Source organism: Mesorhizobium sp. B2-3-11, assembly GCF_006442215.1.
Classification (GTDB): Bacteria; Pseudomonadota; Alphaproteobacteria; order Rhizobiales; family Rhizobiaceae; genus Mesorhizobium; species Mesorhizobium salmacidum.
In genome coordinates this window covers 245105-258875 of sequence record NZ_VFVS01000005.1, presented here as the reverse complement: position 1 = coordinate 258875, position 13771 = coordinate 245105, and the positions used below count along the sequence as shown (strand labels likewise).

Sequence of the window (13771 nt, the reverse complement as noted above, 5' to 3'; positions counted from 1 at the left end):
GGGTTATAGTTCGCCATTTCCAGGATTGCGGAAAGCTTGAAAATTGTTGGGGTGGTTATACGCTGGGCGTATGGCTGGATTTGCAAAACTCGTTCCTTCCGCGCGCGGACTTCTCGTTTTCGAGGCTGCTGTCCGGCTGGGCAGCTTCACGGCCGCCGCTCGCGAGTTCAACGTCACGCAACCGTCGATCAGCCGCAGCATTGCGCAGCTCGAGGCCGATTTCGGTGTGCCTCTTTTCACGCGGGGTCCAACGGGATTGGCCCCGACTGCAGAAGGACGTGCCCTCCATTCGGCTGTGCGGGAGGGATTTGACGGCATCGCTGAGGTGATCCGGAGGATGAAGCAGAACAGCGCTGCAAAGCCGGTGGTGACCCTTTCACTTTCGAGTTCTCTGGCAACCTATTGGTTCGTTCCCAGGTTAGGGGCATTCAACACGAGATTTCCTGACGTCGACCTGAGGTTCGAACTGATCGCGGGCGTTTTGCGAGGACCAGCCGAGAATGTCGACCTTGCCACGAGAATCCTGGCCGATGACGACACCCACTATCACCACTGGGCATTCTCGCCGGAAGTCATCGTTCCGGTATGCAGCCCATCCTATTTGTCGGCCCACGGTCGGTTGATCCATGCCGGAACCGGGGAAGGTCATGCGCTGCTTCACCTGACCGACGCCAAGGAGCAGTGGCTGGACGCATGGGGCAGTGTGGCGGACCGCAAGACCAGCAGGGCAAAGTGGCTCGAATTCTCGGACTACGCGGTCGTGCTTCAAGCCGCCATGAACGGGGAAGGCGTAGCGCTCGGCTGGCTCAGCAACGTTTCAAGGGCGTTGCTTCAGGGAACCCTTGTCCCGGCCTCGGACAGACAGATCAAGACGGGCCGGATCCATCAGCTGATTGCACCGCGCTCAAGGCCGGTACGGCCTGTCGTCTCCGACATCTGCGGGTGGATGATCGCCGAGATGCAAGCCGAATTGAAAGCGCTGCACCCGATATTGCGGCCGGACACCTTGTAGCGGGCGACAAGCGCAGCGCGCTCGTCGTTGACTACCTCGGAAACAGGCTGGGCAGCGGCATGTGCGCCTTGACGATCGGGGACTTCAGCACCACGAAGCTAAAATACTTGTCGATGCCGATATCCATGTCGGTCAGCCGCTCCATGATTGTCTGGTATTCGGCGATGCCGGAGGTCACGAACTTCATCAAATAGTCGTAGCCACCCGACACAAGATGACATTCGATGACCTGCTCGATCTTGTCCACGACGGCGAGAAAACGTGCGAAGTCCACCTGGCGGTGGTTCTTCAACGTGATCTCGGTGAAGACTGTCAGTGTCTGGCCGAGCTTGCCGATATTGACCTGCGCGGAATAGCCTCCGATATAGCCCTCCGATTGCAGTCTTTTGACCCGCATCAGGCATGGGCTCGGCGACAGATGCACCAGTTCGGCCAATTCCACGTTCGTGATGCGGCCGTTCTTCTGCAGTTCGTGAAGAATCTTGATATCGATCCGATCGAGTTTCACGGGTGGCCTCCGAGGAACCGTGCCGCAGCACAAAATGCTGCCCTGCTGATGACGGTCGACACTATCACAGCCCGCTGGGCTGTCCATCCGAGTGGACGCCGCTTGAAACGCAGGGACTCCCGATTCTAACGCGACTGACGGAATAAAATTCTGCTACGGCTACAAGTGCAGCAGCGGCTGCCTGCGCAACACGCTAGATTGGCGCTTCACGGCAGGGAGAACCATGCGCACGCCGCTGCAGCAAATCGAAACGACTGAGCAACTGCCGCAGTCCGCGGACGCGGTGGTGATCGGCGCCGGCATCGTCGGTGTCTTTACGGCCTATTACTTGGCCCGGCGCGGTCTGAAGGTCGCGCTTGTCGAAAAGGGGCGAGTCGGCGCCGAGCAGTCCAGCAGAAACTGGGGATGGTGCCGCCAGCAGAACCGCGACGCCCGCGAGCTGCCGATGGCAACAAGAAGCTTGGACCTGTGGGACAGCTTTGCGGCGGAGAGCGGTGAAGACACCGGGTTCCGGCGCTGCGGCCTGCTCTATCTCAGCAATGACGAGGCGGAACTCGCCGGTTGGGCGCGTTGGCGTAATTTCGCCAAAACCGCTGGAGTTACCACGCACATGCTCGACAGTGCCGAGGCCACAGCGCGGGGCCTCGCCACCGGCCGGAGCTGGAGGGGCGGCGTCTTCTCGCCGACCGACGGCACCGCCGATCCGTCGCGGGCGGCACCGGCAGTGGCCCGCGCCATCATCAAGCGTGGAGGCGCCGTCCGCCAGAATTGTGCCGCGCGCGGTATCGAGGTCGAGGGCGGGCGCCTGAGCGGCGTAGTCACCGAAAGCGGAACGATCCGGACGAAGCTGGCGGTCCTGGCCGGCGGCGCGTGGGCGTCCTCCTTCTGCCATCAGTTCGGCTTCCGCTTTCCTCAGGCGTCGATCCGATCCTCCATCCTGTCCGTCTCGCCCGGCGCTGAGGGCCTGCCGGATGCGCTGCATACCGCAAACATTTCGGCCACGCGTCGCGGCGACGGCGGCTACACGCTCGCCATAAGCGGACGCGGCCGCGTGGACGTCACGCCGCAGCAGCTGCGCTTCTCGTCGCAGTTCCTGCCCATGTTCCTGAAGCGGTGGCGAAGCCTCGCGCCCGGCGGTCTGCAGGGTGTGCGCTCGGGCCACGAAACGCTCCGGCACTGGCGGCTCGACCAGCCGACGCCAATGGAGCGGATGCGCATCCTCGATCCGGCCCCGGACCAGGCGACCATCCGCCTGACCCACGCCCGAGCGCTCGATCTGCTGCCGGCACTGCGCCAGACCAGGATCAATGCGGCCTGGGCCGGCTACATCGACAGCACGCCAGACGGCGTGCCCGCTATCGGCGAGATTGATACCGTTCCGGGTTTCTTCCTGGCTGCCGGGTTCTCGGGACACGGCTTCGGCATCGGGCCCGGCGCCGGGCACCTCGTCGCCGATCTGATGACCGGGTCGGAACCGGTCGTCGATGCGACATCCTATGATCCGCGCCGCTTCGATGGTTCGGTCTGGGGCAAAGTCGCCGACTTCTAGGATGTGATCCATGCCGACATCCGGGCCAGGCATTGGCAATCGCATCAGTGCTCCCGGAGAAACGCGCCGACAGGCGTTGGTCGGACAGGGGCCTGCGCGCGAAACCGGCCAACTGCATCTGGCGCGCAGCCGGCTCGTGCCGCGACGAGTTCGACGGCGGCCAACTGGCAATAGCGTCCCTGGCATCGGCCCATGCCGACGCGCGACAGCGATTTCACCCTGTTTGCTTCGCCGCCGCCAAAATCAACATTTTCGCGCACATCTCGGGCGGTCACATTCTCGCAGCGGCAGACGACCGCATCGTCGGGGAGCGCCCGCGCCATCGCCGCTGGCCAGGGAAAGGCGGAAGCCAAGCCGCAGGCAAAGCGCTCGAGCCGTGCAAGCTCCCGCAGATCGGCCGCGCTGGAGGGCGCTGGAAATCCAAGATCGGCAAGGCACGCCGCTGCAGCCAGACGCCCGGCGATCTCCGCCCCGTCCGCTCCCAGAAGACGAGCCCCATCGCCAGCCAGATAAACGCCGTTGCCAGCCCGCCCCATCTGGTCGGTCTTCGGCAGCCATTGCCGCCACCGCTCGTCATAGGTGAAGGCGCATCCCGCCAGGTCGGACAGATGCGTCTCCGCCCGCAGGTGCCAGCCCATGCCTATCGTGTCGCATGGCGTGAGGTGCTGCCTTCCGCCGGCGTCGCGCCAACACATCGCCGTGACGCCTTGCCCGTCGGTCTCGATCCGCTCGAGCGTCACGCCCGCATGGTAGCGGCCGCCGAGCCTCGCCCGCATGGCCAGGCCGCGCAGCGCGACCAACGGCCGGGCGGCAAGTCCAGAGAATCCGCGCATTTGCTGGCGCCAGGAAGAGGTATCCAATACCGCCGCCACATCGGCTCCAGCCTTGACAAGCTGGGCGCCGACCAACGTCAGCAAAGGCCCCGATCCGATCAGGACGATCCGCTGCCCCAGCGCCACGCCCTGTGCCTTGAGCGCGATCTGTGCCGCACCGAGGCTGTAGACTCCGGCGCTCTGCCAGCCCGGGACCGGAGCGACACGGTCGGATGCACCGGTCGCAAGGATCAGGCGGTCATGGAAGAGCACCGGCACGCCCCCCTCACCCAGCACGTGCAGCCGCCCCTCTTGCACGGCGATGACCGAGCTTCCCGCGCAATGGGTAAGCCGCCCCTCTGCGCACAGCCGGTCGAAGAGCGCATGCAGTGCGCTGGCCTTCGCCGCCTCCGACCCGTAGAGCTGCTCCGGCGTGCGGGTGAACCCGTCTGGCGGGCGCCGATAGATCTGTCCTCCTGCACGCTGCGCTTCGTCGATCACCACCGGGTGGAGTCCGGCCTCGACCAGCGTTGCCGCGGCCCTTATGCCGGCGGGGCCGGCGCCGACGATCACGATCCGAGGCGGCGGGGTCTCGCTCACAGCCAGCTCTCCGATGGCATCGTGCGCAACCGCATGCCTTCGCCGAGAAGTGTCGAGCACGCCCGCAGGCGCGGTCCCTCGTCCTGCCAGACCCAGCAATCCTGGCAGGCTCCCATCAGGCAGAAGCCAGCGCGCGGCTCGGCTCCGAACTCGGACTTTCGCAACACGTGCCCTGACGCCAGCATGGCGGTCAGCACGGTGTCGCCCGCCAACGCACTACACCTGTGTCCGTCGACATAGAAATGCACCTCTGCCCGGTCGAACTCGGCCAGTCTGACGATGCGGCCGGCGGTGATCATTCCGCCGCCTCTCGCACCGTGCCAGGACGAGGCAGTTCGGGGAAGCGCTCGCAGACAGCATCGAAGGCCGCCTGGACGCCTTCCGGTCCCCCGCGCCCCTTCATGCGGCGGAAGACCTCCGTCTTGGTGAAGAACCGCCAATGGATCGGCAAATCCCCCAGTATGGCAGTGAGCCGGTCATAGGCGTCCGGCGTCCACTGCGCTTCGTAGCCGTCGCGCTCCGGACCGAAATGGAAATGGCCGGCGACCGGCCCCTGCCGCGCGCGCAGTTGCTCCGTTGCCTGCTCGTCGATCTCGCCGCCGCGGATGACGACGCCATAGTCGCGTTCGGCAGCTGCCGTCGAAACGTAGCCGCGCCGCACATCCTGTGCGACCCGCCAGGGTTCACGTTGACGTGGGTCGCCGCGCCCACCGCCTCCGGCGGAGCGGATCTCGAGCACATCGCCGGGCTGCAGCACAGTGGTGTCGATGTTGCCCAGCCGCCGTTCGTGCTCGGTCCCCGGATTGACGATCATGTCCGACAGGCCGGCCGCCTTGCCGCCCAGCACGCCCCAGGGACGGAAGAAGCTGCGGTCGCGGTTGCGGGCCGTGATCCTGGAATCAGGGGCAAAGACGCGGAAGGCCATCTCGGTCGCCAAGCCGCCGCGCCAGCGGCCCGCGCCGCCACTGTCCCTGGCGAGCCCGTATTTCACGAATTCGACCGGGGTCTCGGTCTCGGTGATCTCGATCGGCGTGTTCTTGAGATAGGCGGCATCGGCGCCCGAGCCATTGGTGCCATCACGATGCGGCATCGCGCCGCCGCCACCCACCACGGGATTCACCGCCGTGATGACGGTCCGGTAGGTGCGCTCGTCCGTGGTCATGACGTTAACGATGCAGTTGTTGCCGGCCGGTGCCGCGGGCAGGCGTTCAGGCATCACCTGCGAGAAAGCGCCGAATATGACCGACCGCAGTCGGGCGCAGGTGAGCGAGCGCATGCCTACGGCGGCGGGGTGTACCGGATTCAGCACGGAACCCCGGGGCGTGATGCAGGTAAACGGCCGGGTCAGGCCGGTGTTGAGCAGGATCTTGGGGTTGAGGGTATAGAGCACGTAGTAGACCCCCACCAGCAGCATGGTGTGTCGCGGGTCGCCGCCGGAAGGTACGTTGAGCGAGGAGCCGAGCTGCGGATCGGAGCCGGTGAAGTCGAGCACCGCCGCATCGCCCTTGATCGTCAGCGTCAGCTTCAGCCGGCACGGATTGGCCTCGACGGAATCCTCGTCGGCATAATCGGCGAACTCCCATGTGCCGTCGGGCATGGAACGCAGCACGTCGCGCGCCTGCGCTTCCGCCTGGTCGAGAAGCGCAGAAACGCCTTCGATGAAGCCGGCCTTGCCGAACTTTCGTACCATTGCCTGGATCTTGCGCTCGCCGGTGTTGAGCGCACCGACCAGCGCTTTGATGTCGCCGATGTTAAGGTCGGGCTTGCGCACATTGGTGCTCATGATCCGCAGGATCGACTCGTCAATGATGCCCTTATTCACCAGCTTCATGGGCGGAAAGCGGATGCCTTCCTGATGGATTTCGGTCAGCGCCCGGCTGAGCGAAGCCGGCACCGCGCCACCCATGTCGGTGTTGTGGATATGGCCACCGGTCCAGGCGACGATGTCGTCGTCAACGAAGACTGGCTTCCACAGATGCGTGTCTGGCGCGTGCGTGGCGACGTGGCCGGAATAGGGATCGTTGGTGAAGGCGACATCTCCCGGCCGATAGTCGTCGACCATCGCTATCGCGCGGCGATACGAAAGCCCCGGGTACCAAGTGGCACCGAGTTCCATCGGCACGGCGAAGGTCGCGCCTGAACGGTCCATCAGCATCACCGTGAAATCCTGCGTCTCCTTGACGAAAGCGGAGTGCGCGGTGCGGTGCAGCGTGTGCGCCATGTTCTCGGCGGCCGCGCGGGCATGGTTCGCCAGAACCTGAAGGTTTGTCCGGTCAAACATGGCGTCACTCCGCGAAGGTCAGCAGAAGGTTGAGATGGCGGTCGACCCTTGCCTGCGCTCCGGCAGGAATGGCGAAGGTGGTGTCTTCCTGAACGACCACGGCAGGCCCGTGGAACGTGCTGCCTGGCACGAGGGTCTGCCGGTTGTGGAGGTCGACGGTCTCGACGCTCGCGCCCGTGTAGACGGCAAGACTGCGCGCCGGGATGGCCTGTGCGTCGATCTCGTCGGTCTCCGGGAGGGAGAGCTTCGGCCCCGCGCCCACTGCGGACAGCCGCACGTTTACGAGCTCGATCTCGGCATCAACGTCGTGGAAGTCGTAGAGCTGCTGATGGGTGAGATGGAAGGCCTGCGCGATGGCGGCCGCATCACCATCTGCCAACCATTGCGGCGACAGGACAACCTCGATCTCATAGCTCTGCCCGACATAGCGCATGTCGCAGGAGAAAATGAGATCCGCGGCCGCGTCGTGCCCCTGCGCCGCAAGCCAGTCGCGCCCCTCTTGCGCCAGCGCCTCAAAGGCCTCGTGAATTCCGGCGAGCGACACGCCCGAGAGCGGGGTGAAGATGGTGCGAATGAAATCCCCCCGCAAATCCGCCACCAGTCCGCCGAGCGCCGACACCACGCCGGGGCGGCGCGGCGCCATCACGCGCTTCATGCCGAGTTCGCGGGCAAGAAAAGCGCCGAGCATCGGCCCGCCACCGCCGAAAGGCATCAGCGTGAAGTCGCGCAAGTCGACGCCGGCGCGCGAGGCGAGCTTCTCGACCTCGACGAACATCTCCGACACCGCGATATCGAGGATCGCCTGCGCGGTCTGCTCGATGGGCCGGCCGAGCCGAGTGGCAAGCTCGGAGACCGCGCGATGCGCCAGGCCGGTATCGATACTGAGCTGGCCATAGGCCATCTCGCTGTGACCGAGCCATCCACACACCACCATGGCGTCCGTCACCGTCGGCTTGTCGCCGCCACGGCCGTAGCAGGCCGGTCCCGGCGTCGAACCTGCCGATTCCGGTCCGACCCGCAGCACCCCCTGCGCATCGACACTGGCGATCGAGCCGCCGCCGACTCCGATCGAGCTGACCGACACGGAGGGGATATGAAGTGGAAATTCGCCGATCAGCTCGCCGGTGCCGAACTGCGCCTCGCCGCCGATGATGAGCGCGAAGTCGGCCGAGGTGCCGCCGATGTCGAGGGTAAGAACTTTGTCTTCGCCTGCCTGACGCGCCAGCCACGAGGCGCCGATGACACCGGAGGCCGTTCCCGACAAAAGCATATTCACGCAGGCGCGCTTGCCCTCGGCAGCGTTCATCAGTCCGCCATTCGACTTCGTCAGCATCGGACGCGCCGGCACGCCACGGCTTTTCAACCGCTGTTCCAGCGCCGTCAGATAGCCGCAGACGCGCGGATGCACATAGCCGTTGAGGATGGCGGTCGAGCTGCGCTCGTATTCGCGGATGACCGGCCAGACCTCGGCCGAGGAAAAGACGAAGAGGTCGGGTGCAAGACGCGCGATCGTCGCCTTCACTGAGGCTTCCTGAGCGGCATTGCGCCAGGAATGGAGGAAGGACACGATGATGCCTTGCGCCCCGTTCGCTTTCGCCACTACCACCGCCTTTTCCACCGCCTCCATGTCCGGCGCCCGGGATTCGCTCCCATCGGCACGCATGCGGGCCGGAATGCCGAAAACCATGTCGCGCGAGATCAGCGGCTCCGGCCGTGCGCAGAACAGCGAATACATGTCCGGCATGCGCAGCCGCGCCATCTCGATGACGTCCTCGAAGCCGGCATTGGTGAACAACGCGAGCGATGCGCCCTTGCGCTGGATGATCGTGTTGATGCCAACCGTCGTACCGTGCACGAAGCGCGTCATACGGGCAGGATCAAAGCCTTCGCGTTCGGCCAGAAGCGTGAGGCCCGTCATAAGCTCGGCGCCCGGATCGTCCGGCGTCGTCAGCACTTTCAGCGAGGCGACGCGACCGGAGCGCGCTTCGAGCGCGCAGAAGTCGATGAATGTGCCGCCGATATCGACGCCGACCTTCCAGTCGGTTTCGTTCCGCGCCTCGTTGGCCGCGATGACACCATCCATGATGCGTCCCTTCCTGTCTGCCAACCAAAGCTGACACGACAGGATGGCAATGGTCCAAGACGTATGGAGAGGAATGATATAAGTCTTGCTTATGACCTGACACCGCCCAGCACGACGGAACAAGCGGCCCGGATCTGGTCGCGCATTATCTCATCGGCCCGCGAGAGAGCGCGTGTGCGCGACGTCAGCAGCGCGATCGGAAATTCCGGCCCATTCGCGAGCGGCCTGACGGCAAGCCCGGCAAACTGATGCCAGGGCAGCAGCGCGTCGACCAGGGCGACACCCAGGCCGGCCTGAACGAAGCCGACCGCCGAGATGGAAACATCGATTTCGAGCGATGGCGAAAGCGCCAGACCTTGCGCGCGGGCCGCGTGGGCCAACTCGTCGGCGGGGCGGGTGTTTCCGCGATAGGATATCAACTCTTCCCCGGCGAGATCGGCGAGGGTCAACTCGGTTTTTCCGGCCAATGCATGCCCGGCGGGCAGCAGGCAGGCGAAGCCGACGCTGCCGATCACCTCTGCGTAGATATCGGGAGGCAGCCGGTCGTCCAACGCCACGCCGAGGCTGGCATCGCCGGCGCGCAGCATGTCGACGATCGCGGCGATCGGCGCGCTATGGGAACGCAGCAGAATATCGGGATGCTGCGCGCGGAAGCTGGTGAATGCGCGCGGCAAGATAGCCATGGCCGGCGGCGGCGAGGCCGCGACCCGCACCAACCCCGTCCGGCCCAAACGCAGGTCGGTGGTCTTGCGGCGCAAGCCTTCCAGTCCCGCCGACAGCCTCTCGGCATCGGCGAAGATCTCGAGCGCCTCCGGGGTCGGCCGCAGGCGGCCCTTCACCCGCTCGAACAGCGTGAAGCCGAGTTCATCCTCGGTGTGGAGCAGGATCTGGCTGAGCGCAGGCTGGGAAATGTTCAGCGTCCGCGCCGCGGCGGTCACGGTGCCCGCGCGCATGACGGCGATGAACACTTCGAGCTGACGGGCACGCATTGCCACTCCATAGGCTTAGCTTATGGTTGTTGTCCAAACCCATCTTTGACGCAATGACGCGGTGCCGACAAGATCGGCGCCTTCAGGGATTGTTCGCTCCGCGCGAGATGAAGATGACATTTGGTCGAATAGCCATCATCTAGCTCTTTGTTGGAGCATGATCTCCTGGACAAACGGAAACCGTTTGTCCGAGAAAACCGGTTCCCACTTTTCGGGATCATGCTCTAGGGAATAACCATGGATGTGATCGTGCTGGGCGGTGGGCTGATGGGGACGGCTTCGGCCTATTTCCTCGCCCGGCGCGGCGCGCGCGTGACGCTGATCGAGCGCAACCGGGTCGGCACTGGAGCGACAGTCGCCTCCTTCGGCAACATCCGGCGCACGGGACGCCATCTGTCCCAGCTTCCACTCGCCCACCGCTCGCTCCGACTGTGGGGCGAAGCCGAAAAGATGCTTGGCCGCGACGTCGAGTTCCGTGCCACCGGTCATGTCCGACTGATCTTCGATGAAGGAAGCCTTGCCGACATGCGGGCCTATGCCCAAGCCGCGCAGCCCTGGGGCCTCGAGCTGGAAGAACTCGGCCCACGCGAGATTAGCGCCCGCTTTCCCGGCCTCGGCACCGACGCGATCGCCGCGTCATTTTCTCCGCATGACGGCAGCGGCAATCCGCGGCTGATCGCGCCGGCCTTTGCCGCGGCGGCCCGCAGACTGGGGGCGCAAATCATCGAGGGAGCCGAGGTCGAGAAGATCACCTATGCGGGCTCCGGTTTCCTTATTACCAGTTCGAAGGGCTCATTCGCCTCCGAGTGCCTGCTCAACACCGCCGGAGCCTGGGGCGCGCGCATCGCCGCTGAGTTCGGCGAAGAAGTCCCCCTCGACGCCCGCGGCCCGCAAATGGGCGTGACCGAACCGCTGCCGCATCGGATCCTGCCGGTGGTCGGCATCTGGACGCGCGATAAGGACCATGGCGCCTATCTGCGCCAGGTCGAACGGGGCAATATCATCTTCGGCGGCGCGGCCGAAAGGGTCGCGGTGGACCTCGATCCGGGCCACGCGGTCGCCGACCCCACACGCCTCCCCATGCAGTTGCGCGCCGTCGCGCGGCTGCTCCCGGCAATCGCGCATGTCTCGGTCATCCGCACGTGGTCCGGCTGCGAGGGCTACGTCAGGGACATGCTGCCGGTCATGGGACGCTCGGCGACGACACCCGGCCTGTTCCACGCCTTCGGCTTCAGCGGACATGGCTTTCAGCTCGGCCCGGGTGTGGGCGACACCATGGCCGAGCTCATCGCGACCGACCGTTGTGAAACGCCACTCGACGATTTCAGGATCAACCGCTTCAGCGCCGCCTGAAGGATTACAGGGCTCTGATAATCCTAGGACACGGCGACATAAATCACCCGGCCCCCTGGTAGTCTTTGTGACCAGCATCTCGATAAGGGCGGGTGCTTTCGAGAGGGCATCCAGTCCATCATGGACACAAGTGTGGCTGCCAGGGCAGACGGCGGGTCATCCCCTGCAGGCCCTAAAGACGGGTGATGGTACTTTTCTCGGACCTTGAGTCGCGTACGAAAAGTACCGTCAAAGGTACCGTCAGGTTGATCTTCCGCAATATCGCCACCTCAGACGATTTTGTGGAGAAATCTCACAAAATCATTAGCTTGAGCAAATCAACGGTCCAATTGATGATGCAGGCCGATGGTGACTAAATACCCTGGAGAGGATTTACTTTTGTTTTCAATGCACTGGATCGTATGGCGGCGTAATTTCGGCGGCGTTCGGATCGGCCTGAATCATTCCCACTCGATTGTGCCAGGCGGCTTCGAGGTCACGTCGTACACCACACGGTTGATGCCGCGCACTTCGTTGATGATGCGGGTGGCGGCGGCACCTAGGAAGGCCATGTCGTAGTGATAGAAATCAGCCGTCATGCCGTCGACCGAAGTGACTGCACGCAGCGCACAGACGAATTCGTAGGTGCGGCCGTCGCCCATCACGCCGACGGTCTGCACCGGCAACAACACGGCGAAGGCCTGCCAGATCGCGTCATAGAGGCCAGCCTTGCGTATCTCGTCGAGATAGATGGCGTCGGCCTCGCGCAGGATCTCCAGCTTCTCCCGGGTGATGCCGCCAGGGCAGCGGATGGCAAGACCGGGGCCTGGGAACGGATGGCGGCCGATGAAGCTTTCGGGCAGACCGAGCTCCTTGCCTAGCGCCCTCACCTCGTCCTTGAACAGTTCGCGCAACGGCTCGACCAGTTGCATGTTCATGCGCTCGGGCAGGCCGCCGACATTGTGGTGCGACTTGATCGTCACCGACGGGCCGCCAGTGAAGGAGACGCTTTCGATGACGTCGGGATAGAGCGTGCCTTGTGCCAGGAAATCGGCGCCGCCGAGCTTCTTCGCCTCGTCCTCGAACACCTCGATGAACAGCCGGCCGATAGTCTTGCGCTTCTTTTCCGGGTCCGACTCGCTCTCCAGCGCCGAGATGAATTTGTCGGAGGCATCGACCAGGATCAGCGGCAGATTGTAATGCTGGCGGAACATCGCCACCACACCGGCGGCCTCCTCCTTGCGCATCAGGCCGTGATCGACGAGAATGCAGGTCAGCTGGTCGCCGACCGCCTCGTGGATCAGAAGGGCGGCGACCGAGGAATCCACGCCGCCCGACAGCGCGCAGATGACCTTGCCCTTGCCGACCTGTTTGCGGATCGCCTCGACCGCGTGTTCGCGATAGGCGCGCATCGTCCAGTCGCCTTCGATGCCGGCGATGTTGTGGACGAAATTCCTGAGCAGCCGGGCGCCGTCGGGTGTGTGCACCACCTCCGGGTGGAACATGATGCCGTACATCCTGCGCTCGACATTGCCGAAGATGGCGAAAGGCGAGCTTTCCGATTTGCCGAACACCTCGAAGCCCGGCGGCAAGGCGATGACGCGATCGCCATGGCTCATCCATACCTGATGGCGCTGGCCGGTCGCCCAAAGCCCTTCGAACAGCGGACTGTCCTTCTCGATCTCGACGAAGGCGCGGCCGAATTCGCGATGGTTGGAGCTTTCGGCGACGCCGCCCATCTGCACGCACATGGCCATCTGGCCGTAGCAGATGCCAAGCACCGGCACACCGGCGTCGAAGACGATCTGTGGCGCGCGCGGGCTGCCGATGTCCGATGTCGAGGCGGGGCCGCCGGACAGGATCACAGCCTTCGGATTGATGCGCTTGAACGCGGCTTCGGCCGACTGGAACGGCACGATCTCGGAAAACACGCCGGCCTCGCGGATGCGGCGGGCGATGAGTTGGGTAAACTGGCTGCCGAAATCGACAATCAGGACGGTGTCGGTGTGGTTGGCTGTCGTCATGGCGAGCCTTTAGAGAAAGAAACGAGTCGGCGCAATGGGTTGCGCGGTCGCGCCGCTCACTTCGGCCCCGATGCTCCTGCCGATGCGTCGCCCCGCGCCGCGTCAAGTGTGCGCAAGGCGTCCATAAGCGCTGCGAATCGCTGCTCGCCGATGCGGTCGATATAGCCGCGCTCGATCTGAAGCTTGATGCGGTCGCCGTCGCGCAAGGCATCCAGACCCTTGCGGGTATAGCGCACAAGCTTGCCGCGCCCGTCCCGTGGATCGGGCAACCGCTCCAGCACGCCTTCCGCCTCCAGACCGTCGAGCAATTGCTGAACCGCTTGCTTGGAGGTGGCCGCGCGCTCGATCAATGCCGACTGGTGCGTGCCGTTGCGGGGGATGTGCCCGAGCAGCCCGGCGCGCGCCTCGCTGAACCAGGCGTGGCCGGCGGACCGCATGGCGGCAGCAAATTCCACCTGCCAGGCACGGCTCGCCTGCCATAGCCGCCAGCCGACATGATCCGGCGACGCTTCGGTTTTTTCGTCAAGCTGCTTGACCATTTATTCCAGACTCCATATAGTCAAGATACTTGACGATATTCA

11 protein-coding genes are annotated in these 13771 nt (G+C 64.6%); 3 read left to right on the top strand and 8 right to left on the bottom strand.

The genetic code is table 11. The features are described from left to right. Positions 1-70: 70 nt before the first annotated feature. The gene (locus FJ960_RS10030) at positions 71-1012 is read left to right on the top strand and encodes a LysR substrate-binding domain-containing protein (protein WP_140713557.1); all 942 of its coding nucleotides are present in this window, start codon (positions 71-73) and stop codon (positions 1010-1012) included. Positions 1013-1043: 31 nt separating this feature from the next. Here FJ960_RS10030 and FJ960_RS10025 read toward each other — a convergent pair whose 3' ends face one another. Beyond that, positions 1044-1520 carry an Lrp/AsnC family transcriptional regulator gene (locus FJ960_RS10025; protein ID WP_140504424.1) on the bottom strand — a complete coding sequence of 159 codons (477 nt, stop codon included), beginning with the start codon at positions 1518-1520 and terminating at the stop codon, positions 1044-1046. Positions 1521-1743: 223 nt separating this feature from the next. On the opposite strand from FJ960_RS10025, the gene FJ960_RS10020 reads away from it, so the two are divergent. Continuing rightward, on the top strand, positions 1744-3069 hold the full coding sequence (locus tag FJ960_RS10020; protein WP_140713555.1) for an FAD-binding oxidoreductase: 1326 nt from the start codon (positions 1744-1746) through the stop codon (positions 3067-3069). A gap of 44 nt (positions 3070-3113) precedes the next feature. Here the strand turns inward: FJ960_RS10020 and FJ960_RS10015 are convergent, their stop codons facing one another. The 5 genes from FJ960_RS10015 to FJ960_RS09995 all read right to left on the bottom strand — a co-directional run bounded on the left by FJ960_RS10015 (position 3114) and on the right by FJ960_RS09995 (position 9834). After that, complete coding sequence (locus tag FJ960_RS10015) at positions 3114-4481, bottom strand: FAD/NAD(P)-binding oxidoreductase (RefSeq protein ID WP_140713553.1); 1368 nt, start codon at positions 4479-4481, stop codon at positions 3114-3116. After that, the gene (locus FJ960_RS10010) at positions 4478-4780 is read right to left on the bottom strand and encodes a (2Fe-2S)-binding protein (RefSeq protein ID WP_140713551.1); all 303 of its coding nucleotides are present in this window, start codon (positions 4778-4780) and stop codon (positions 4478-4480) included. The genes FJ960_RS10015 and FJ960_RS10010 overlap by 4 nt, the downstream gene beginning before the upstream one ends. Continuing rightward, a complete protein-coding gene (locus tag FJ960_RS10005) occupies positions 4777-6762 on the bottom strand; it encodes a hydantoinase B/oxoprolinase family protein (protein ID WP_140713549.1) in 1986 nt (661 codons plus the stop codon). Before FJ960_RS10005 ends, FJ960_RS10010 begins: the two co-directional genes overlap by 4 nt. 4 nt (positions 6763-6766) lie before the next feature. Continuing rightward, positions 6767-8845, bottom strand: coding sequence for a hydantoinase/oxoprolinase family protein (locus FJ960_RS10000; protein ID WP_140713548.1), 2079 nt, complete (start codon positions 8843-8845; stop codon positions 6767-6769). A gap of 89 nt (positions 8846-8934) precedes the next feature. Next, positions 8935-9834 (bottom strand): LysR family transcriptional regulator, encoded by a 900-nt coding sequence (locus FJ960_RS09995; protein WP_140713546.1) that lies wholly within the window; start codon positions 9832-9834, stop codon positions 8935-8937. A gap of 237 nt (positions 9835-10071) precedes the next feature. Here FJ960_RS09995 and FJ960_RS09990 point away from each other — a divergent pair, with 237 nt between their 5' ends. Beyond that, on the top strand, positions 10072-11187 hold the full coding sequence (locus FJ960_RS09990; protein ID WP_140713544.1) for an FAD-binding oxidoreductase: 1116 nt from the start codon (positions 10072-10074) through the stop codon (positions 11185-11187). 440 nt (positions 11188-11627) lie between these two features. Here FJ960_RS09990 and guaA read toward each other — a convergent pair whose 3' ends face one another. Both guaA and FJ960_RS09980 read right to left on the bottom strand, forming a co-directional pair. After that, positions 11628-13190 (bottom strand): glutamine-hydrolyzing GMP synthase, encoded by a 1563-nt coding sequence (gene guaA / locus FJ960_RS09985; protein WP_140713542.1) that lies wholly within the window; start codon positions 13188-13190, stop codon positions 11628-11630. 56 nt (positions 13191-13246) lie between these two features. Further along, a complete protein-coding gene (locus FJ960_RS09980) occupies positions 13247-13729 on the bottom strand; it encodes a MarR family winged helix-turn-helix transcriptional regulator (RefSeq protein ID WP_140713540.1) in 483 nt (160 codons plus the stop codon). Positions 13730-13771 lie beyond the last annotated feature (42 nt).

Excerpts from the sequence above, each read along its gene's own strand:
- FJ960_RS10030 (WP_140713557.1), top strand. The coding sequence starts at position 71 with ATGGCTGGATTTGCAAAACTCGTTCCTTCCGCGCGCGGACTTCTCGTT.
- FJ960_RS10020 (WP_140713555.1), top strand. The coding sequence starts at position 1,744 with ATGCGCACGCCGCTGCAGCAAATCGAAACGACTGAGCAACTGCCGCAG.
- FJ960_RS10010 (WP_140713551.1), bottom strand. The coding sequence starts at position 4,780 with ATGATCACCGCCGGCCGCATCGTCAGACTGGCCGAGTTCGACCGGGCA.
- FJ960_RS10005 (WP_140713549.1), bottom strand. The coding sequence starts at position 6,762 with ATGTTTGACCGGACAAACCTTCAGGTTCTGGCGAACCATGCCCGCGCG.
- FJ960_RS10000 (WP_140713548.1), bottom strand. The coding sequence starts at position 8,845 with ATGGATGGTGTCATCGCGGCCAACGAGGCGCGGAACGAAACCGACTGG.
- FJ960_RS09995 (WP_140713546.1), bottom strand. The coding sequence starts at position 9,834 with ATGCGTGCCCGTCAGCTCGAAGTGTTCATCGCCGTCATGCGCGCGGGC.
- FJ960_RS09990 (WP_140713544.1), top strand. The coding sequence starts at position 10,072 with ATGGATGTGATCGTGCTGGGCGGTGGGCTGATGGGGACGGCTTCGGCC.
- guaA (WP_140713542.1), bottom strand. The coding sequence starts at position 13,190 with ATGACGACAGCCAACCACACCGACACCGTCCTGATTGTCGATTTCGGC.
- FJ960_RS09980 (WP_140713540.1), bottom strand. The coding sequence starts at position 13,729 with ATGGTCAAGCAGCTTGACGAAAAAACCGAAGCGTCGCCGGATCATGTC.